The sequence below is a fragment of the Nocardia sp. 852002-20019_SCH5090214 genome (genome assembly GCF_001665865.1).
GTDB classification, from domain to species: Bacteria; Actinomycetota; Actinomycetes; order Mycobacteriales; family Mycobacteriaceae; genus Nocardia; species Nocardia nova.
Genome location: NZ_LZMK01000372.1, coordinates 28,180 through 47,632, shown reverse-complemented (window position 1 = coordinate 47,632; position 19,453 = coordinate 28,180). Strand labels below are relative to the sequence as shown.

General features: G+C 67.4%; 19 protein-coding genes. 11 read left to right on the top strand and 8 right to left on the bottom strand.

Annotation, left to right across the window (positions count from 1 at the left end; translation table 11 throughout):
• Positions 1-41: 41 nt before the first annotated feature.
• The 3 genes from A5780_RS30455 to A5780_RS30445 form a co-directional block, all read right to left on the bottom strand.
• A complete protein-coding gene (locus tag A5780_RS30455) occupies positions 42-776 on the bottom strand; it encodes a hypothetical protein (RefSeq protein ID WP_063010041.1) in 735 nt (244 codons plus the stop codon).
• A 211-nt stretch (positions 777-987) separates the two neighbouring features.
• Positions 988-1,782, bottom strand: coding sequence for an SDR family oxidoreductase (locus A5780_RS30450; protein WP_064910647.1), 795 nt, complete (start codon positions 1,780-1,782; stop codon positions 988-990).
• A 75-nt stretch (positions 1,783-1,857) separates the two neighbouring features.
• Positions 1,858-3,141: an acyl-CoA dehydrogenase family protein gene (locus tag A5780_RS30445; protein WP_082856658.1), complete on the bottom strand. Its 1,284-nt coding sequence runs from the start codon at positions 3,139-3,141 to the stop codon at positions 1,858-1,860.
• A gap of 141 nt (positions 3,142-3,282) precedes the next feature.
• Here A5780_RS30445 and A5780_RS30440 point away from each other — a divergent pair, with 141 nt between their 5' ends.
• From A5780_RS30440 to A5780_RS30390, 11 genes are all read left to right on the top strand, one after another.
• Positions 3,283-4,830 carry a FadD3 family acyl-CoA ligase gene (locus A5780_RS30440; RefSeq protein ID WP_063010043.1) on the top strand — a complete coding sequence of 516 codons (1,548 nt, stop codon included), beginning with the start codon at positions 3,283-3,285 and terminating at the stop codon, positions 4,828-4,830.
• Positions 4,827-5,729 carry an enoyl-CoA hydratase gene (locus tag A5780_RS30435; RefSeq protein WP_255359499.1) on the top strand — a complete coding sequence of 301 codons (903 nt, stop codon included), beginning with the start codon at positions 4,827-4,829 and terminating at the stop codon, positions 5,727-5,729. The genes A5780_RS30440 and A5780_RS30435 overlap by 4 nt, the downstream gene beginning before the upstream one ends.
• Positions 5,730-6,887, top strand: a complete 1,158-nt coding sequence (locus A5780_RS30430) for an acyl-CoA dehydrogenase family protein (protein WP_030518688.1) — start codon at positions 5,730-5,732, stop codon at positions 6,885-6,887.
• Between the two features lie 55 nt (positions 6,888-6,942).
• On the top strand, positions 6,943-7,947 hold the full coding sequence (locus A5780_RS30425) for an acyl-CoA dehydrogenase family protein (RefSeq protein ID WP_063010045.1): 1,005 nt from the start codon (positions 6,943-6,945) through the stop codon (positions 7,945-7,947).
• Positions 7,948-7,978: 31 nt separating this feature from the next.
• Positions 7,979-9,079, top strand: coding sequence for an acyl-CoA dehydrogenase family protein (locus A5780_RS30420; RefSeq protein WP_064906840.1), 1,101 nt, complete (start codon positions 7,979-7,981; stop codon positions 9,077-9,079).
• Between the two features lie 297 nt (positions 9,080-9,376).
• Complete coding sequence (locus A5780_RS30415; protein WP_231983152.1) at positions 9,377-9,877, top strand: MarR family winged helix-turn-helix transcriptional regulator; 501 nt, start codon at positions 9,377-9,379, stop codon at positions 9,875-9,877.
• Between the two features lie 8 nt (positions 9,878-9,885).
• Complete coding sequence (locus tag A5780_RS30410) at positions 9,886-11,139, top strand: MFS transporter (RefSeq protein ID WP_064910645.1); 1,254 nt, start codon at positions 9,886-9,888, stop codon at positions 11,137-11,139.
• 838 nt (positions 11,140-11,977) lie between these two features.
• Positions 11,978-12,313, top strand: coding sequence for a hypothetical protein (locus A5780_RS30405; protein ID WP_064910665.1), 336 nt, complete (start codon positions 11,978-11,980; stop codon positions 12,311-12,313).
• Positions 12,291-12,812: a DUF6879 family protein gene (locus tag A5780_RS30400; RefSeq protein WP_064910643.1), complete on the top strand. Its 522-nt coding sequence runs from the start codon at positions 12,291-12,293 to the stop codon at positions 12,810-12,812. The genes A5780_RS30405 and A5780_RS30400 overlap by 23 nt, the downstream gene beginning before the upstream one ends.
• Positions 12,809-13,678, top strand: coding sequence for a helix-turn-helix transcriptional regulator (locus tag A5780_RS30395; protein ID WP_082941044.1), 870 nt, complete (start codon positions 12,809-12,811; stop codon positions 13,676-13,678). The genes A5780_RS30400 and A5780_RS30395 overlap by 4 nt, the downstream gene beginning before the upstream one ends.
• Entirely contained in the window at positions 13,675-14,424 is a 750-nt protein-coding gene (locus A5780_RS30390; RefSeq protein WP_064910641.1) for a DUF427 domain-containing protein, read from the top strand. The genes A5780_RS30395 and A5780_RS30390 overlap by 4 nt, the downstream gene beginning before the upstream one ends.
• A gap of 57 nt (positions 14,425-14,481) precedes the next feature.
• Here A5780_RS30390 and A5780_RS30385 read toward each other — a convergent pair whose 3' ends face one another.
• The 5 genes from A5780_RS30385 to hsaA form a co-directional block, all read right to left on the bottom strand.
• Positions 14,482-15,390 (bottom strand): AraC family transcriptional regulator, encoded by a 909-nt coding sequence (locus A5780_RS30385; protein ID WP_064910639.1) that lies wholly within the window; start codon positions 15,388-15,390, stop codon positions 14,482-14,484.
• 223 nt (positions 15,391-15,613) lie between these two features.
• Positions 15,614-16,204: a 3-hydroxy-9,10-secoandrosta-1,3,5(10)-triene-9,17-dione monooxygenase reductase subunit gene (gene hsaB, locus A5780_RS30380; protein WP_030517281.1), complete on the bottom strand. Its 591-nt coding sequence runs from the start codon at positions 16,202-16,204 to the stop codon at positions 15,614-15,616.
• Positions 16,205-16,227: 23 nt separating this feature from the next.
• Positions 16,228-17,127, bottom strand: a complete 900-nt coding sequence (gene hsaC / locus A5780_RS30375) for an iron-dependent extradiol dioxygenase HsaC (protein WP_030517282.1) — start codon at positions 17,125-17,127, stop codon at positions 16,228-16,230.
• A gap of 67 nt (positions 17,128-17,194) precedes the next feature.
• Entirely contained in the window at positions 17,195-18,076 is an 882-nt protein-coding gene (gene hsaD / locus A5780_RS30370; RefSeq protein ID WP_030517283.1) for a 4,5:9,10-diseco-3-hydroxy-5,9,17-trioxoandrosta-1(10),2-diene-4-oate hydrolase, read from the bottom strand.
• On the bottom strand, positions 18,076-19,245 hold the full coding sequence (gene hsaA / locus A5780_RS30365; protein WP_030517284.1) for a 3-hydroxy-9,10-secoandrosta-1,3,5(10)-triene-9,17-dione monooxygenase oxygenase subunit: 1,170 nt from the start codon (positions 19,243-19,245) through the stop codon (positions 18,076-18,078). The genes hsaD and hsaA overlap by 1 nt, the downstream gene beginning before the upstream one ends.
• Positions 19,246-19,453 lie beyond the last annotated feature (208 nt).

The following is a 19,453-nucleotide window of genomic DNA, read 5'->3' as shown; positions in this document are numbered from 1 at the left end:
CCATAATACAACCAAGCATTTGCTTGGTCTACGGTGGTGGCTCACCGAATGGAATAGCGCAGCGGCGAGGACATCGACAGATCGACGAGGAGCCGATCGCAGATCTCCATCGGCGGGATACCGGCCCGTTTCATCCGTGCCACCAGCGCGAGCCGACGCTCGCAGCTGTCCCATTCCACCGTCAGCGGCCCCCGGCCGGGTCCCGCGTCCACGGTCGCCATCGCCCGCGGGGGGCCGGCCGGATCCGGGATCTCACTGAGTTTGAGCACGATGCCGCGCCGCCACGCCAGATAGGTGTCGCGATCGGCGGCGCCCTCCAATTTGCCGGTGGCCGCGGCCAGTCCTCGATCGATGCCGTCGGCGAAGGCGAGGCGATCGAATCGGAACCGCCGGCAGCGCCGGACCACCTCCAGTAGATCGGCGCGCACCTCGCACAGCAAGGCGGTCTGCTGCCGGCGGCGTTCCCCACCGGGATCGGCCTCCCCCGGGCCGCAGCCGGCGCCGATGCGCCGCACTCGCCGCCGATCGCGGGCCATATCCGCACGCAGGGCGGCACGCGGATCGCGTGCCACCTCGGCCTCGTCGACCTCGTGTTCGTGCAGAATCTGCGCAGCGCGGGTCGCCGTCGCGTGCGCATCGGGGTGATCGAGCAATTCCGCACCGAGGGTGAGAGCGGCGAGCACGACGCTGTCCTGCCGCCGCCGCGCGAGCACCACCTCGCGAATCAACTCGAGTTCCAGTACGTCGTTGTCTTCCTGTCGACCGTCCAGACCCATGGGTCGTGGTCCCTTCGAACTGTCGGAACCGGACGTTCTCAGGATCCCACAGGTAAGGGCAGTCGGCGCCAGTGTTTTTTCGCCTCCGCTTCGCTGCGGCGGGGTTCTCGGCCCCCTGGGCCGAGAACCACCAGGGTGTACCTCTCGCAGCTGTGCACCCTGGTGCGTTACCTCAGGGCCGTCGGGGCGTGCCTCTCGCAGAGGTTTCTTCTCAAGCGCGTTGGCTGCTTACCGAGACGACTTCGCCTGTCATGTAGGAGGTGTAGTCGCTGGCGAGCATCGCGATGGCGGCGGCGACCTCCCACGGCTCGGCGGCCCGGCCGAAGGCCTCGCCCGCGGCCAGGCGATCGAGCAGTTCGGTGGAGCTCACCTTGTCCAGGAAGGGGTGGCGGGCGATGCTCGGCGCGACCGCGTTGATCCGCACGCCCAGTTCCGCGGCCTCCACGGCGCTGCAGCGGGTCAATGCCATGACACCGGCCTTGGCGGCCGCGTAGTGGGCCTGGCCGTGCTGGGCCCGCCAGCCGAGCACGCTGGCGTTGTTGACGATCACGCCGCCGTGGCCCGCGGTGCGGAAGTAGTTCAGCGCGGCGCGGGTGCAGCGGAAGGTGCCGTTCAGCGTGATGTCCAGGACGCGATCCCACTGTTCGTCGGTCATGTCGACGACCGGCGTCTCACCGCCCAGGCCGGCGTTGTTGACCATGATGTCGATGCGGCCCAGGCGCTGCGCCGCGGCGCGGATCAGTTCGTCGACCTGTTCGGTACTGGTCACGTCGCAGACCACCGAGGCGACCTTGCGCTGCGGGAATTCCGCGGCCAGCTCCTCCTCGGTCTGCTTCAGCCGGCGTTCGTGCCAGTCGGAGACCACGACGTCGGCGCCCTCGTCGAGCATGCGGCGCGCGGTGGCCGATCCGATGCCCGTGCCGGCGGCGGCGGTGATCACCGCGACCCGGCCGGCGAGCAGTCCGTGACCGGAGATCGGCTGGGGCGGAACCGAGAGATCAGGCACTGTAGGTCCTTCCTTACGGCCGAACAGCGGCTTCGGCCGATGGTTTCCGGCCGAGCGTTCGGCCGGGCGGGGTGGTCAGCGGGCTTCGCGGGGCAGGCCGAGCACGCGTTCGGAGATGATGTTGCGCTGCACTTCGTTCGAGCCGCCGTAGATCGTGTCGGCGCGGGTGAACAGATAGAGGCGCTGCCATTGGTTCAGATCGTCCGCAGGGTGCGGATCGAGGGCGGAGCCGGTGCCGCCGACCGGAGGCCGGGCGATCAGGCCTTCGGCGCCGAGCACGTCCATGGCCAGTTCGCCGAGGCCGCGATGCCAATTGGCCCACAACAGCTTCGAGACCGAGGCCTGGCCGGCGGCGGTGCGGGCGTCGACGTTCTGATGCGCCGATTCCAGGGTCCGCAGCGCGTGTGCGCGCAGCACGCGCAAACCCACCCACGCCTGGTCGATGCGTTCGGCCAGAGCCGGATCCGCCAGCGCGCCATTGGCTTTCGCCACCGCCTCCAGATTCGACAGTTCGCGCGCGAACCGGATCTGCTGGCCGACGGTGGAGATGCCGCGCTCGAAGGTCAACGTGCCCATGGCGACTCGCCAGCCCTCACCGGGTTTGCCCACCACCAGATCGGCGGCGGTGCGGGCGTTGTCGAAGAACACCTCGTTGAATTCGGCGGTTCCGGTGAGCTGGATGATCGGGCGCACCTCGATACCGGGCTGCTTCATCGGCACCAGCAGATAGGACAGGCCGTGGTGGCGGGTCGAGCCGGATTCGGTGCGGGCGATGACGAAACACCAGTCCGACAGATGCGCCAGCGAGGTCCAGATCTTCTGGCCGTTGATCGACCATTCGTCACCGTCGAGCCGGGCGCTGGTCGACACGTTCGCCAGGTCCGAACCGGCCCCGGGCTCGGAATATCCCTGACACCATAGTTCGGTGACCGAGCGGATACCGGGCAGGAAACGCTGTTTCTGCTCCTCGGTGCCGAAGGCGAGCAGGGTCGGGCCGAGCAGCTCCTCCCCCAGGTGCGAGACGCGCGCCGGGGCATTCGCGCTCGCGTACTCCTCGTGGAAGATCACCTGCTGGCGCAGCGTCGCCGCCCGGCCGCCGTACTCGACCGGCCAGCCCAGGCAGGTCAACCCCGCCGCGGCGAGGTGGCGGTCCCACTCCAGCCGCTCGTCGAAGGCTTCGTGCTCACTTCCGGGCCCGCCGAGCCCGCGCAGCTCGCGGAACTGCCCGTTCAGGTTTTCGGCCAGCCATTCCCGCACTTCGGCGCGGAATTCCTGGTCGGCTGCGTTTTCCGTACCGGGGGCCGCCGTGCCGGAGGCATCCGCGCCGGCGGCGGAATCGGGGGTCTGGATCGCACTCACTCCGGTAGAGTAACCTACCAAGCACTTGCTTTGTAGAGCGGTGAGCTCTGCAGCGCGAATCGACCGACGGACCGAGCCGTCACCACGCCGGACAAGCCGGCCGCTCGGCCCGTCGACCAGCGTGTAGAAGACGAGGACGACGTGACACCCCCTGTGCAGACCACCCCTCTCGCCCTGCACGAAGCCGCGCGCATCCACGGCGATGCGGCGGCGGTCAGCGACGGCGAGGTGCACCTGAGCTGGGTGCAACTACTCGATGCCGTGCGGCAGACGGCGGGGGCGCTGATCGCGCGCGGAATCCAGCGCGGCGATCGGATCGCGATCTGGGCGCCCAACACCTGGCACTGGGTGGTGGCCGCACTGGCCACGCACTACACCGGCGCCGCACTGGTTCCGCTCAACACCCGCTACGTCGCCGACGAGGCCGCCGATGTGATCGCCCGGGTCGACGCGAAGGCGCTGTTCATCGCCGATCCGTTCCTGGGCCGGCAGCGCCTCGCGGAATTGCGCGCGGCCGCACCGGAATTGGCGGTCGGCACGATCATCGTCATTCCGGCGGAGGGCGAATCGGCCTACGACGATGCCGTCGCCTGGTCGCAACTGGCCGAACTCGCCGCGCAGACGCCGGTGGAGAAGGTGATCGCGCGCGCGGAATCGGTCGAGCCCGAAGACATCGCCGACATCCTGTTCACCTCGGGCACCACCGGCCGCAGCAAGGGCACGCTCGTCGCCCAGCGCCAGGCGCTCGATGTGGTGCGGGCCTGGGTGGAGCGGTCGACGCTGAACAGCTCCGATCGCTATCTGGTGATCCCGCCGTTCTTCCACAACTTCGGCTACAAGGCGGCCATCCTCGCCTGCCTGGTCACCGGCGCCACGATCGTCCCGCAGGCGACCTTCGACGTGCCGCAGACGATGCGGATGGTGCAGGAGCAGGCCATCACGGTATTGACCGGTCCGCCGACGATCTACCAGACCATCCTGGAACATCCCGCCCGCGCCGATTTCGATCTGAGCAGCCTGCGGGTGGCGGTCACCGGCGCGGCGACCGTACCCGTGGTGCTGGTCGAGAGAATGCGCAGCGAACTGGAATTCGAGGTGGTCGTCACCGCGTACGGCCTCTCCGAATCCTCCGGCTTCGGCACCATGTGCCTGCCCGACGACGATCCGGAGACCATCGCCAATACCTCCGGTGCGGCCATGGCCGGATTCGAGGTGCGCATCGGCGATCACGGCGAGGTGTTGCTGCGCGGGCCGAACGTGATGGTCGGCTATCTCGACGATCCCGAGGCCACGGCCAAGACCATCGACGCCGACGGCTGGTTGCACACCGGCGACGTCGGAATCCTCGACGAGCGCGGCTATCTCAAGATCACCGACCGGCTCAAGGACATGTACATCTCCGGCGGCTTCAACGTCTACCCGGCCGAGATCGAACAGACTCTGGCCCGGCTCGACGGCGTCGCCGAATCCGCCGTGATCGGGGTGCCGGACGAGCGGATGGGCGAGGTCGGCAAGGCCTACATCGTGCGCCGGGCGGGCGCCGAACTGTCCGAAGACGACGTCGTCGCCTACGCGAAGAAGACCCTGGCCAATTTCAAGGTGCCGCGATTCGTGGAGTTCCGGGACCGGCTGCCCTACAGCGCCGCCGGCAAGGTGCTCAAGCGGCAACTACGTGAGGAGATCTCGTGACCACAGACGCAACCCCCGCGCCGATTCCGGACGAGGGCGAGGTCGTCACCTACGAGCGCCGTGGTCCGATCGCCCTGGTCACGATGAACCGGCCCGACTACCGCAACGCCCAGAATTCGGTGATGACCTACGCGCTCGACGCCGCCTTCACGCGGGCGGTCGAGGACGCCGAGGTCAAGGTGATCATCCTGGCGGGCAGCGGAAAACACTTCAGCGCCGGGCACGACATCGGCACGCCCGGACGCGACCACCACATCGAATACGACAACAAGGCCGCGCTGTGGTGGGACCACGTCGACCGGCCCGGCGGCGATCAGCGCTTCGCCCGGGAGCTCGAGGTCTACCTCGGCATGTGCCGGCGCTGGCGGGAGATTCCCAAACCCACCATCGCGATGGTGCAGGGCGCCTGCATCGCGGGCGCGATGATGCTGGCCTGGGTGTGCGACATGATCGTCGCCGCCGACGACGCCTTCTTCTCCGATCCCGTTGTCCGGATGGGCATTCCGGGCGTCGAATACTTCGCGCACCCCTGGGTGCTGGGCCCGCGGCGGGCCAAGGAGGTGCTGTTCACCGGTGATCGGTTCAGCGCCGAGCAGGCCTACGAGTGGGGCATGGTCAACCGGGTCGTGCCTCGCGCCGAATTGGAATCGCACACTCTCGAGCTGGCCGAGAAGATCGCCACCATGCCGCAATTCGGCTTGGCGCTGACCAAGAAGGCCGTCAACCAGTGCGAGGACCTGATGGGGTTGCGCGCCGGCATGGATTCGGTCTTCGGCCTGCACCACTTCGCCCACGCCCACAACGCCGAGGTCGGCACCGACTCGCTGGCCGGTATGACCGCCAAGTCGATGAAGGCGACCGCAACGACCGCCACGACCGCAGAACGGAGCGGCAAGTAGATGGATCTCGAACTCGATTCGGCCGCAGCGCAATTTCAGCTCGAAGTGCGCGAATTCCTGCGCGCGAACGTCCCCGCCGAACCGCTGCCGTCGATGGACACCCGGGAGGGTTTCGAGGCGCATCGAGCCTGGGAGCACACCCTCGCCGATGCCCGGCTCTCGGTGGTGTCGTGGCAGCGCGAATACGGCGGGCGCGACGCCTCGCTGCTCGAGTGGGTGCTGTTCGAGGAGGAGTACTACGCCGCGGGCGCGCCCGGGCGGGTGAGCCAGAACGGCATCTTCCTGCTGGCCCCCACCCTGTTCGAACACGGCACGCCGGAACAGCTCGAGCGCATCCTGCCGAGAATGGCTCGCGCCGACGACATCTGGGCGCAGGCATGGTCGGAGCCGGAGGCCGGTAGCGACCTCGCGGGCATTCGCTCCAGCGCGAAGCGGGTCGAGGGCGGCTGGGTGCTCAACGGGCAGAAGACCTGGAGTTCGCGAGCCTCGTTCGCGGACTGGGCCTTCGGCCTGTTCCGCAGCGAAACAGAGGAGGAGCGGCGCAGTAAGGGTTTGGCCGCTTCGCGGCATTCAGGCCTCACCTATGTGATGTTCCCGCTGTCCGCGGACGGTGTGACCGTGCGGCCCATCCCGCAGCTCGACGGCGAGCCCGGTTTCGCGGAGATCTTCCTGGACAACGTCTTCGTCCCCGATCGCGATGTGATCGGCGAACCGGGCGCGGGCTGGCGGGTGGCGATGAGCACCTCCAGCAACGAACGCGGCCTGTCGCTGCGCAGCCCGGGCCGGTTCAACGCCACGGCCGCGCGCTTGATCGAGCTGTGGCGCGAGACCGCCGATCCGGCCGACACCGCGGCCCGCAACCGCGTGGTCGACGCGTGGATCGGCGCGGAGGCCTACCGGCTCAACACCCTCGGCACCGTGACCCGGCTGTCGGAGGGCGGCAAACTCGGCGCGGAATCGTCGATCAACAAGGTCTTCTGGTCCGAACTCGATATCGCGATGCACGAGACCGCCCTGGATCTGCTCGGCGCCTCGGCCGAGCAGAGCAGCGCCTGGACCGACGGCTACCTGTTCTCGCTGGCTGGCCCGATCTATGCCGGTACCAACGAGATTCAGCGCAATATCGTCGCCGAGCGCCTGCTCGGGCTACCGCGTTGAGATCCGCCATGTGCCACCCCGCCTCCCCGCGCCGCACCCCCGAATGGACCCATCGATGAGATTTGCACTGTCCCCCGAACAACGCGACTTCGCCGACAGCCTGCGCAAGATGTGCGATGCCGCGGGTACGCCCGCCGTCATCCGCAACTGGAACGGCGGCGGCGCCCGTGGCGGCCGGGCACTGATCCGGCAACTGGCCGGCGCCGGCGCTCTGGGCCTGGCCGTGGCCGAGGAATACGACGGGATGGGCGCCGAGACCATCGACCTGGTGGTGGCGTGCCGGGAATTCGGCCGGGCCGCGGTGCCGGGCCCGGTGATCGAGACCGCCGCGGTGATTCCGGCGCTGTTGCAGGCGCTCGACGATTCCGGCCCGGCGCGGCGCTGGCTGCCCGGCTTCGCCGAGGGTGAGTCGCTCGGCACCATCGCGCTCTCGCCGCAGACACCGGCCCTCGACGCCGATTCCGCCGATGTGGTGCTGGTCGTGGACGGTGACAAGCTGTGCACGGCTCGCCGAGGCGACCGGATCGAATCGGTGGACGCGGCGCGGCGGCTGTATACGGTGAGCCCGGACGAGGTGGTGGCACAGGGTGATTCGGTGCTCGCCGCGGCGGAGACGGCGTTCGACGCCGGTGCGCTGGCGGCGGCGGCCCAGCTGCTGGGCGCGGGTAACGCGATGCTGGCCACCAGCGTCGCCTATGTGATCCAGCGGCATCAGTTCGGGCAGCCGATCGGGCGCTACCAGGCCATCAAACACCATCTGGCCGATGCGAAGATCGGCCTCGACATGGCCGAACCGCTGCTGTACCGCGCGGCGCTGAGCTTCGGCACCGCCGACCGCGCCCGCGATGTCTCGGCGGCCAAGTTCGCCTGCGCGGAGGCCGCGTACCGGACGGCGCGGATCGCCCTGCAGGTGCACGGCGCCATCGGTTACACGGCCGAATGCGATCTGTCGCTGTGGCTGACCAAGGTGACCGCTCTGCGATCCGCGTGGGGCACCGCCGATTTCCATCGCGCCCGGATCGCCGCGGCGCTGCGTACGCCGGTGGCGGCCGGCGCGTGAACCACCGAGACGACGAGACGGGAGTACGGCGATGACCGATACCGCGGAACTGCAGGAACTGGCCGCGACCGTACGCGCCGTCCTCACCCGGCACGGCGACCGGGCCGTCCTGCGGCAGGCGATCGACAGCGAACTCGGTTACGACGAGCGGCTGTGGCAACTGCTGTGCGAGCAGGTGGGTGTGGCCGCGCTGGCGATTCCGGAGGAGTACGGCGGCGTCGGCGCCGGGATCGATACGGCACTGGTGGTGATCGAGGAACTGGGGCGCACGCTGCACAACCCGCCGATGCTCGGATCGGCGGTTCTCGGCGTCCAGGCCGTGCTGGCGACGGGCGATGCCGCCGCGGCGCAGCGATTGCTGCCCGGGGTCGCCGAGGGCAGCCGGACGCTAGCGGTGTGCTGGGCGGACGAAAAAGGCTGGGCAACAAGCGCAGTCGCGAGCACCGGTGCGGCTCGCGGACCCGCGGGATACGCGGTGCGGGCCGACGGCGGCACATTGACCGGGACCGCGCACTACGTCCTCGACGGCGCCAACGCCGACACCCTGCTGGTGGTGACAGCCGACGGACTCTACGAAATCGACGCCACCGCACCGGGAGTCACCCGCACCGTCGTCCGGACCATGGATCCGACGCGGCGCCTGAGCACCGTCGCCTTCGACGGCGCGGAGGCCACCCGGCTGGGCGGGGATGCGGACGCGATCACGGCTCGCCTGCGGGCGGTGGCCTGGACCGCCCTGGCCGCCGAACAGGTCGGCGCGGCCGATCAGTGCCTCGACACGACCGTGGAGTACAGCAAGTCGCGCGTCCAGTTCGGCCGCCCGATCGGCAGTTTCCAGGCGCTCAAGCACCGCATGGCCGATATGTACGTGCTGGTGGAATCGGCCCGCTCGGCCGCGTACGCCGCGATCGCGGATCTCGATCGACCGGTGACCGCGGAGACGACGCTCGACCTCGAGTCGGCGCGCATCCACTGCTCGCACGCGTTCCGTTCGGTGGTGTCGGAGACCGTGCAGATGCACGGCGGTATCGCCATCACCTGGGAGCACGACGCGCATCTGTATTTCAAGCGGGCGCACGGCGATGCCGAACTGTTCGGGATGCCGGGGCGGCCGCTGGCTCGACCCGCCTGATCCGGCATCGCCCGACAATTCACGCGGCCGCGCTCGCGTACTCCGACCCCGCGCCCCACGGTCGCGGGGTCGAGTCGTGTTCGCGACCCGGCCGTCCGGCTCTGCCGTTCCGCCCCGTTCAACCCTGCTGGTACAGCCGCCTGCCGCCACCGCCGCCACCGACAGCGAAGCGGCAACCGTTGCGGCTGCGGCCGCAAGAGCGGCGCTGACCTGCCGAAACTAGCTGTGCGCGAGGTCACCGGAAAATAGATAGTTAGGCTATGTACATACATAGTTAGCTTATGTAACATAATTTTCGTGCAGTCGAACGAGTCGTCCACTCTCCCCGATTCGGCCCGGAGCTCGGTCTCCGCCCCGGATCCGGCCGAGGTGCTCATGGTCGACATCGCCGTCACCGCCGCGCGGCTCACTCGACTGGCCGGCACGCTGGGAACCCGAGCGCTCCCGCGTGCGATGGTGCGGGCGCTGTCCACGCTCGAAGAGCACGGTCCGCTGCGAATCAGCGAATTCGCGGAGATCGACGGTTGCTCCCAGCCCTCGGCAACGGCGCTGATCGGCCGGCTGACAGCCGCCGGACTCGCCGCACGCACCAAAGACCCCGACGACTCCAGAGCCGTGGTCGTCGAGCTGACGCCGGCGGGGCACGAACAGTTGTCCGTGTCCCGTCGCGCGTTCGGCACCGCCCTCGCGGCCCGGTTGCCCGACTTCGGCATCGACCGGCTCAGCCACCTCGAAAGTGAACTGACCGATCTCCTCGAAGCCCTGAAATCGGCTGCACCGCATACAGTCTCGAAGTAGGAGCGTTGATGAGCACCACTCTCTCATCGCCGACCGCGACCGAAGCGACGACCACTCCGACGACCAAGCAGCCCAAATCGGTATGGGCAGTAGCTTTCGCCTCGGTCATCGCCTTCATGGGTATCGGCCTGGTGGATCCGATTCTGAAACCGATCGGCGAACAGCTGCACGCATCGCCGTCGCAGGTCACCCTGCTGTTCACCAGCTACATGCTGGTCACCGGTGTCGCGATGCTGATCACCGGCGTGGTGTCTAGCCGCTTCGGCGCCAAGAAGACGCTGCTCGCCGGCCTGGCCATCATCGTGGTCTTCGCCGCGCTGGCCGGATCGTCGGGAACGGTCGGGCAGATCGTCGGCTTCCGCGCCGGATGGGGTCTGGGTAACGCGCTGTTCATCGCGACCGCATTGGCCACCATCGTGGGCGCGGCCAGCGGCGGAGTCGCCCGGGCCATCATCCTGTACGAGGCGGCACTGGGCATCGGTATCGCCGCCGGACCGCTGGTCGGCGGATTCCTGGGCGGATTCAGCTGGCGCGCACCGTTCTTCGGTGTCGCCGTCCTGATGGCGGTGGCGTTCGTCGCGATCGTCGCCCTGCTGCCGGAGATGCCGAAACCGGCCCACCACACCTCGATCACGGCCCCCTTCAAGGCCTTACGGCACCGCGGATTGCTGCTGGTCAGCATCACCGCACTGCTCTACAACTACGGGTTCTTCACCCTGCTCGCCTACACCCCGTTCCCGCTGAACATGGGCACCTATTCGATCGGGTTCATCTTCTTCGGCTGGGGTCTGCTGCTGGCGCTGGCTTCGGTGGTCTTCGCGCCGCGACTGCAGCGCATATTCGGCACCGTGCCGATGATCGCGACCGCGCTGGCGCTGTTCGCCGCGGATCTGGCCGCGATGGCGATCTGGGCCGATCACAAGCCGGTGCTGATCGTGGGCACCGTATCGGCGGGCCTGTTCCTCGGCGTGAACAACACCCTGATCACCGAGGCCGTGATGATCTCCGCCCCGGTGGAACGCTCCACCGCCTCGGCCGCCTACAGCTTCGTCCGGTTCGTCGGTGGCGCCGCCGCCCCGTATCTGGCCGGCAAGCTCGGCGAACATCAGATGGCCCTGCCGTTCTGGGTCGGCGCCGCGTGTACCGCGGTCGGCGTCCTGGTGCTGCTCGGCGGCCGGTCGGCCCTGTCCCACATGGACGAGCACGACCCGGCCGAACACAGCCCGGCCGAAGCCGAAGCCATCACCGTCGGCGACGACTGACCGAACTCGTCGTCGGGGACGATCCACCCCCTCGGCCCCGACGACACCCTCCGCTGCGGTACCCCTTCTCTGACCGCAACGGCGGTGCGCCGGAATCCCCTCGCGAAACCCGCAGGGGATTCCAGCCTTTCCCTCTTCACCCGTTCTCGCTCGTGCGGCCGGTAGCGGTGAACAGATCGTGCAAACCTGCCCGTTCTCGGCAGTTTTCTCGCAATTCCGCCGAGGTTTGCACGAAAAGTTCGGGCATACCGCTATGGGCCGGTGCCGCGTCGATCTTTCCCGACCGAACACCCGTCCCGGTAGGGCCGGACCGCCCAGGCGACGACCCCCACCGGCAACCCGACGACGACAATCCACGCGACGGTGAGCACGCGACTATGCCTGCCACCGACGCAGCGACCGGAGAACTCGTCCGCACGTCTCCGCATCGGCAGAATCGATCGGGCGAAGAGGCGGGGGTACATCGGATGCGGATGAAACACGCTGCGGCAGAGGCGAACTTCTGAACTCCAGGTAAACACCACCCGAATCGCCGTCCCCATAATCGGCTATCTCCAGCACGCCACCGGGAAACACGTAAAGCCTTGCGCGCCTGGGCCTTGCTTCCATGTCGTCTCCATCCCCTCGTGCGCCGTGGTATGGCACCCGGCACCGGGGAAGTCGTTTCGGCCCGGTGCCGGGGCTCGGTCAGAACGGTAGGAGCGGGCGCATCAGTCGGTCTACCAACTTGGCATTACTTGGCAAAAGTGCCTTACCTGCGACGAAAGCCGTCGATTTACGAGAACATACTGCGAGGAAGAGCCAAGAAGTGCCACACCTCTGGACGGGAGATAGGACGTTGAACCTGAAGTTCCTGGGCAAAGGCGGATCCGACTCAGGCGGCTGCCCCAGCCTCTACGCAACCGATCGAGGCACCTACATCGTGCAGGGATGGGAGACGCCAACTGTTGGAACCGTTGAGATCCCGCATTTACTGCCGGCATTTGCGGAGCCGGATACGTTCATCGGCTCAACGATGACCGACACCGGCCGCGGTACGTTCGCGGTGTCCGGCCGCGCGATCACCGAACCGGACGTGTTCAGCATGCTCACCTTGGCAGAGAATGAGACGGCGATCGAGGTTCCGAAACAAGTACGGAGGTACTACGGCAATGCTGCTGCGCCCCAACACTGAGCCGGACCTGTGGCCGAACCTGTTTCGTGAGCTCACGCGGAGCGCCTTCCATCTCGAAGTTCGGGACGAATACCACGTACCCGACGAAGAATCCCGGGTACGGGCATTCCTCGCCGGCGAGCCGGCACCGTACAGCCACACGCCCTGGCAAGACCTCATGCGAGAAACAACCGCTCGAGGTGTGACAGTGTCCCGGGTACGCGTGGTTACCGAGCCGCATTCGGACTACCAGCGGTGGTTGCTGTCGGTCACCGGGTCGAATATCGATGCCGGTGAAGACATCCGATACGTACCCCGCCACATCGCTGGACAAGTGCCGCCGGACGACTGGTGGTTGATGGATGCACAACGCGTGGTCTACAACCTGACTGATTCGGCCGGAGCGCCCGCCGGCGGCCTGGCGGTCACCACCGATCCCGAAATCGTCGAGTACTGCCTTCGAGTACGCGAACGTCTGTGGGAGCTGGCAATCCCGTATGCGGAGTACGCCAAGCAGTGACGAACGCAATCCATGAACAACGGCGAGCCCTCGGGGCGATCCTCCGAGGGCTTCGTCGCGACGCCGGCATGTCCGGCCGCCAGCTGGCCGCCCTGGCCGGCTGGCACGAATCGGTGGTGTCGAAGATCGAGACCGGCGACAGAAGCCCGACAGAAGCACATTTACACGCCTACTGCGCCCACACCGGTAACGAGGACCAGCTGCCGGACCTCATAGCCACGTTGCGAAACGTCCAAGCCGCATATCTCGAATGGCGGAAGGTTCTCGGCACTGGTACGAAACGTCGCCAGCAGGAAGCGGTGAAGCTCGCCGAAGAGTCGAAACTGATGCGGATCTTTCAGCCGAACATCATCCCCGGCATCCTGCAAACCGCCGAATATGCGGCGGCCGTCTTGCGCCGGTACATCGACTTCTACCAGGTGCCTGATGACCTGGACGAGGGCGTGTCGAAACGGCTCGAGCGCCAGCAAATGCTGTACCGCGGCGATCACCGGTTTCACATTCTGGTGGCCGAGCAAGCCCTACACACCACTGTCGGCACGGACGCGGTAGTGCTCGGACAACTCGACCGGCTTCTAGCCGTCATCGGGCTCCCCCGAGTCCTCCTCGGCATCGTTCCGGCACAAGCCGAAGTACCGATGCAAACGACCAATTTCGTCATCTTCGACGAACGACTGACACTCGTGGAAGCTGTCACAGCCGAGTTGACGATTACTCAGCCGCGAGAGATCGCTGTCTACGGTCGATTGTTCGCTGAACTCGCCGAAGAATCCGTGACAGGAGACAAAGCCCGAGAGATCATCCGCCGCGCGATCGAATCTCGGACGCACACCGCGTCACCTTCCGCGCGTACCGTGGTGCAATGACCGAGACGAATCGGGGGCGGGTACGGACCGAGGCGGGTCACCGGCGAATCCGGGCCTATGTGGACGGGCACGTCGTCGCGGACACCATCCGTCCACTGCTGGTCTGGGAGAGCCCCTACTACCCCACCTACTACGTGCCGGTCGAGGACGTTCGCGCCGAACTGGTCGCGACCGGATCGACCAAGCATTCCACCAGTCGCGGCGAGGGCGACATCTACGACGTGGTGATCGGCGATACCACCAGACCCGCTGCGGCCCTTCGCTATCCGGAGTCGCCGATCCCGGAGCTGCGCGAGCACATCCGCTTGGAGTGGGAACAGATGGATCAGTGGTTCGAGGAGGACGAGCCGATCTACGTCCATCCGCGCAATCCCTATACGCGCGTCGACATCCTCGCCAGTTCACGCACCGTGCGGGTGGAACTCGGCGGCGAGGTGGTGGCGGAATCGGATTCGCCGCACATCCTCTACGAGACCGGGCTCGTCCCCCGCTACTACCTGCCGCTGACCGATGTGCGGATGGATCTGCTCACGCCCTCGGCCACCACGACGAGCTGTCCCTACAAGGGCACCGCCGAGTACTACAACATTCGCATCGGCGAGACCGACTATCCCGATCTGGTCTGGTACTACCGCACTCCCCTGCCGGAGAGCCAGAAGGTCGCGGGGCTGGTCTGCTTCTACAACGAGAAGGTCGAACTGTACGTGGACGGGGTCCGGCAGGAACACTCGACCCCGTTCAGCTGAATCACGGCGCTACCTCCGGCCCGCCGGCACAGGGCTTTCCGGACGCCTCCGATCTCCTCACACCGCGAGGACGGGCGGCAACTCCTCGGCGCGGCGATAACGCCCGGGAGCGAGGGTGTACTCGCGCTTGAACGCCTTGGCGAAGGCGAATTCGGAGCCGTAGCCGACCCGGTGCGCGACCGCCGCGATCGGCAGGTCGGTCTCGCGCAGCAGGCGCGCGGCGGTGAGCATGCGCCAGCGGGTCAGATACGCCAGCGGCGCTTCGCCGACGGTCGCCGCGAAGCGGCGGGCCAGGGTGGCGCGGGAGACTCCCGCCACCGCGCTCAGCCCCGGCACGGTCCAGGCCCGCGCGGGTTCGGCGTGGATGGCGCGCAACGCGGCCGACACCGCCGGATCGGCAAAAGCGCCCGCCCAGCCGGAGGTTTCGGCCTGTTCGTACCAGGAGCGCAGGACGAACAGCAGCAGCGTATCCAGCAGCGCGGGTACGGCGGCGTCGGTGCCCGGCCGCGGTTCGGTGAGCTCGCCGACGAGCAGATCCACCGCGGCACGCAGCGCCGGGGAGCGGCCCGGATCGGCGGGTAGATGCAGGAAGTCGGGCAGTTGGTCCAGCAGCGGGTGGCTGCGGCTGCGGCTGACCTCGTACGCACCGCACAGCAGCGTCGTGCGCGCCCCCGGTCCGGGAAGTTCCCGTGGCTCCCCCGGCCTGGCCACCTCGGTGACCGCACTGTGCGGACTGTCCGCTATCACATGCGCCGCACCGCGTGGCATGAACAGCACATCGCCCGGCCCCATCACCACCGGCCCCGAATCCGGTGCCACCAACCAGCATTCACCCTGCAGCACGATATGGAATCCGGCGCCCGGAACCAGCGGATACCGCCTCCCCCACGGTGCATGCCGCACGAACAGCCCGGAGGCGGGCATTCCGGTTCGCACCGCCGCCACCGTCTCGCTCAAGATATCCACACACTGCCCCACTCGGCCGATCTCACACCGCGACGATCACCAGCATGCTGACCGATCCGGCCACGGTCAACGCACCGGCATGGCGGCGCCCGGCTGTCACCGTGCGACGCCGACGCGCGGGCCCACTACGACCCGCCCGACGTCTTCCGGATCCCGGCCGGCCACGCGAAACAGCGGAGGGCGGCCACCCGGAAAGGTGCCCGCCCTCGACGATCGCCCGGACCTACAACCAGGTGTCCAGGGTGGTGGTGGTGAGGAAGTGTTCGAGGTCGGCTCGCCAGGGGGCCGGGGTGGTCTTCTCGGGTTCGATGGCGGTGTACTGGCCGCGGTAGAAGAGCAGCGGCCTGCCGGAGTCCGTGGACTCCGACAGGGCCTGTACCCGGCCGATCACGATGTAGTGATCGCCGCCGTCGACGACGCTGTCCACCGTGCACTGGATCGTGGCCAGCGCGTCGTCCAGGACCGGAAGTCCCAGCTCCGAAGTGCTCCAGCCGATTCCGGCGAACTTGTCGGGTTCGCGGGAACCGAAGCGGGCACACACCTGTTGTTGTTCCTCGGCCAGGACGTTCACGCAGAACCGCCCCGACTGCTCGATCGCGGCCCAGGACCGCGACCCCTTGGTGGGGCAGAACAGCACCAGCGGCGGGTCGAGGGAGAGGGCGGCGAAGGACTGACAGGCGAAACCGATCGGCGCCCGCTCGGCGTCCTCGGCCTCGGTGAAGGTGGTGATCACCGTGATACCGGTGCAGAACTGCCCCAGCACATTCCGGAACTGCCGGCCGTCGATCTCCGGGTATTCGCCCGTGGCGGTCATGGTTGTCACCCTCTCCGCGCTCGCTACTTGAATCCCACCGTGAAGTCGTGACCCCACAGGCTCACCGCGGTGGATTCCCGCGCGATCCAGGAGTGGTCGTCGACTTCCAAACCCTCACAGCCGAATTCGATGTCGAATCCGCCGGGGGTCTTCATGTAGAACGACAACATCTTGTCGTTGATGTGCCGGCCGAGGGTGGCCGACATCTTGACCTTCTTGCGCAGCGCGCGATCCAGGCAGAGCCCGACGTCGTCGGAATTCTCCACCTCGACCATGAGGTGCACGATGCCGGTCGGATTCGGCAGCGGCAGGAACGCCAGCGCGTGATGGCGGGGATTGCAGCCGTAGAAGCGCAGCCACGCCGGGTCGCCGTCGGCGGGCCGGCCGACGACCTGCGGCGGCAGCCGCATCGAATCGCGCAGCCGGAAACCGAGCACATCCTGATAGAACGCCTGCGCTTCGGCATCGTCGTTGCAGGTCAGCACCACATGGCCCAGACCCTGTTCGGCGGTGACGAACTTGTGGCCGTAAGGGCTGACGAAGCGCCGGGCCAGGTACTGGGCGCCGTAGAACGCCTCGAGCGTATTGCCGGAGGGATCCTGGAAGCGGATCATGCCCTCGACGCGCCGCTCCGCGAGCTCGTCCTTGGTGCCCTCTTCGAAGGCGACGTCGGCCTTGGTCAGCGTCTCCCGAAGTCGTTGCAGCCCAGGGGCGTCGGTGACCTCCCAGCCGGAGACCTGCAGGCGGTCCTTCTCGCCCGGCACGATCACCAGGCGGGCGGGGAAATCGTCCATCCGCAGGTAGAGGGCGTCGGGGTTGGGCCCGTCGGCCTCCATCATGCCGAGCACCTTGAGCCCGTACTCGCGCCAGGCGGCCACGTCGGTCGCCTCGATGCGCATATAACCGAGCGCACGAATACTCATCGGGTCTCCTTTGCTTTGCGGGACACCCGCACCCGGTCGGCCCGATGACCGGCTGCGCCATGGTAGGTCATCGGGCCTCCTTCACACCGAAGAGGAAATCGGTTGCCAGCCGGTTGAATTCGTCGAACTTTTCCAGCTGCGCCCAGTGCCCGCAACCGCCGAACACGTGCAGCTGCGCGCGCGGGATGGTCTTCAGCGCCACGAGCGCGCCGTCGAGCGGATTCACCCGATCCTCACGACCCCAGATGAGCAGCACCGGCTGGCGCAGCTTGTAGGCCTCCCGCCACAGCATGCCCTTCTCGAAATCCGCACTGGCGAACGACTTTCCCATCGCGCGGGTCGCGGCCAGCGCTTCGGGCGTGTTGGCCGAGGCGAAGCGCTCGTCGAGCAGTTCCGGCGTGATCAGCGACTGGTCGAAGACCATGATCCGCAGGAACTTCTCCAGATTGTCGCGGGTGGGCTCGACGTTGAACTTGCCCAGCGCCTTGACACCCTCGGTGGGGTCCGGGGCGAACAGGTTGGTGCTCAGTCCGCCCGGACCCATCAGCACCAGCTTGCCGGCCCGGTCCGGATAGTCGAGGGCGAAGCGCACCGCCGCGCCGCCGCCCAGCGAATTGCCCAGCAGGTGAACGCGGTCGGTGATGCCCAGGGTGTCGAGCAGATCCTTCAGCGCCGAGGCGCTGTGCACGAAGTACTGCGGGTGATCGGTCGGCTTGTCCGACTGCCCGAAGCCCGGCTGGTCCACGGCCAGCACGTGGAAGTGCTGCGCCAGCACCGGGATGTTGCGCGCGAAGTTCGACCACGACGAGGCACCCGGACCGCCGCCGTGCAACAGCACGATGGTGGGGCCGTTACCCTCACCGGCCTCGTGGTAGTGCAGCTTCAGATCCGGGCGGACCTGGGCGAACTTCGAGGTGGACTCGTAGGTCAGCTCCGAAACGGCGGTCATCACACCATCCCGTCGGTGACCGGCAGCCCGAACGCGTGGGTGCCGTACATCATGTAGGCGCGCTCGGGATCGTTGGCGGCGTGCACGCGACCGGCGTGCGCGTCACGCCAGAACCGCTGCAGCGGAGTGCCGTTCGCGAGCGCGGTCGCACCCGAGCTCTCGAACAGCTTGTCGATCGAGGCGATGGCCCGGCCGGTCGCACGGACCTGATCGCGGCGCGCAGCCACGCGCAGGTCGAACGGAATCTCCTCGCCGGCGACCAGGAGCTTGTACTCGTCGGCGACGTTGCCCGACAGCTGGCGCCACGCGGCGTCGATATCGCTGGCGGCCTCGGCGATGCGCACCTTGGCGAACGGGTCGTCCTTGGCCTTCTCACCGGCGTAGGCCGCGCGCAGGCGCTTGCCCTGGTGCTCCACGTGCGCGTCCAGCGCGCCGTAGGCCATGCCGACGATCGGCGTGGAGATGGTGGTGGGATGGATGGTGCCCCACGGCATCTTGTAGACCGGATCGGTGTTCTGCTGCAGACCCGGCGCGGTCAGGTCGTTCATGCTCTTGTAGCTGAGGAACCGGTGCCGCGGCACGAAGACGTTCTCCAGCACCAGCGTGTTGGAACCGGTGCCCTTGAGGCCCACCACGTTCCACACGTCGTCGATGCGGTAGTCGGTGCGCGGAACCAGGAAGCTGCCGAAGTCCACCGGCTTGCCGTCCTTGATCACCGGACCGCCGACGAAGGTCCAGGTGGCATGATCGCTACCCGACGACCAGGCCCAGGAGCCGTTGACGATGTAGCCGTCGCCGCTCTCGGTCACCACGCCGGCGCCCATCGGGGCGTAGGAGGAGGAAATGCGGACCTGGGTGTCCTCGCCCCAGACCTCTTCCTGTGCCTGCTGGTCGAACAGCGCCAGATGCCAGTTGTGCACGCCGATGATGCCGGCCACCCAGCCGGTGGAACCGCAGGCGCTGGCGATCTTGCGCACGGTGTCGTAGAACACGACCGGGTCGGCGGCGTATCCGCCCCACTGGCGCGGCTGCAGCAGCTTGAAGAAACCGGTCTCTTGCAGCGCCTTCATGGTCTCGTCTGGGATGCGGCGCAGATCTTCTGCCTCCTGCGCTTGTTCGCGCAGCTTCGGCAACAGTGCTTCGACCCGCTCGGTTACTTCTTGCGTCATCTCGGGGGCTGCTCCTGCCTGGTCGAAATCGGAACGGGTGTATCGGTCGCATTCCGTTCTGCGGAACCGATACTTGTCTTGAGACTAGAACACGTTCTTATTTATGTCGAGAACGGGTGTTCATTGTCCCACAACGAACACCTTTGCCTGGTAGTCAACGGAATAGCTGGCGCTGGGCCGCTCAATTTTGTAACGTGTTCTAGTACTT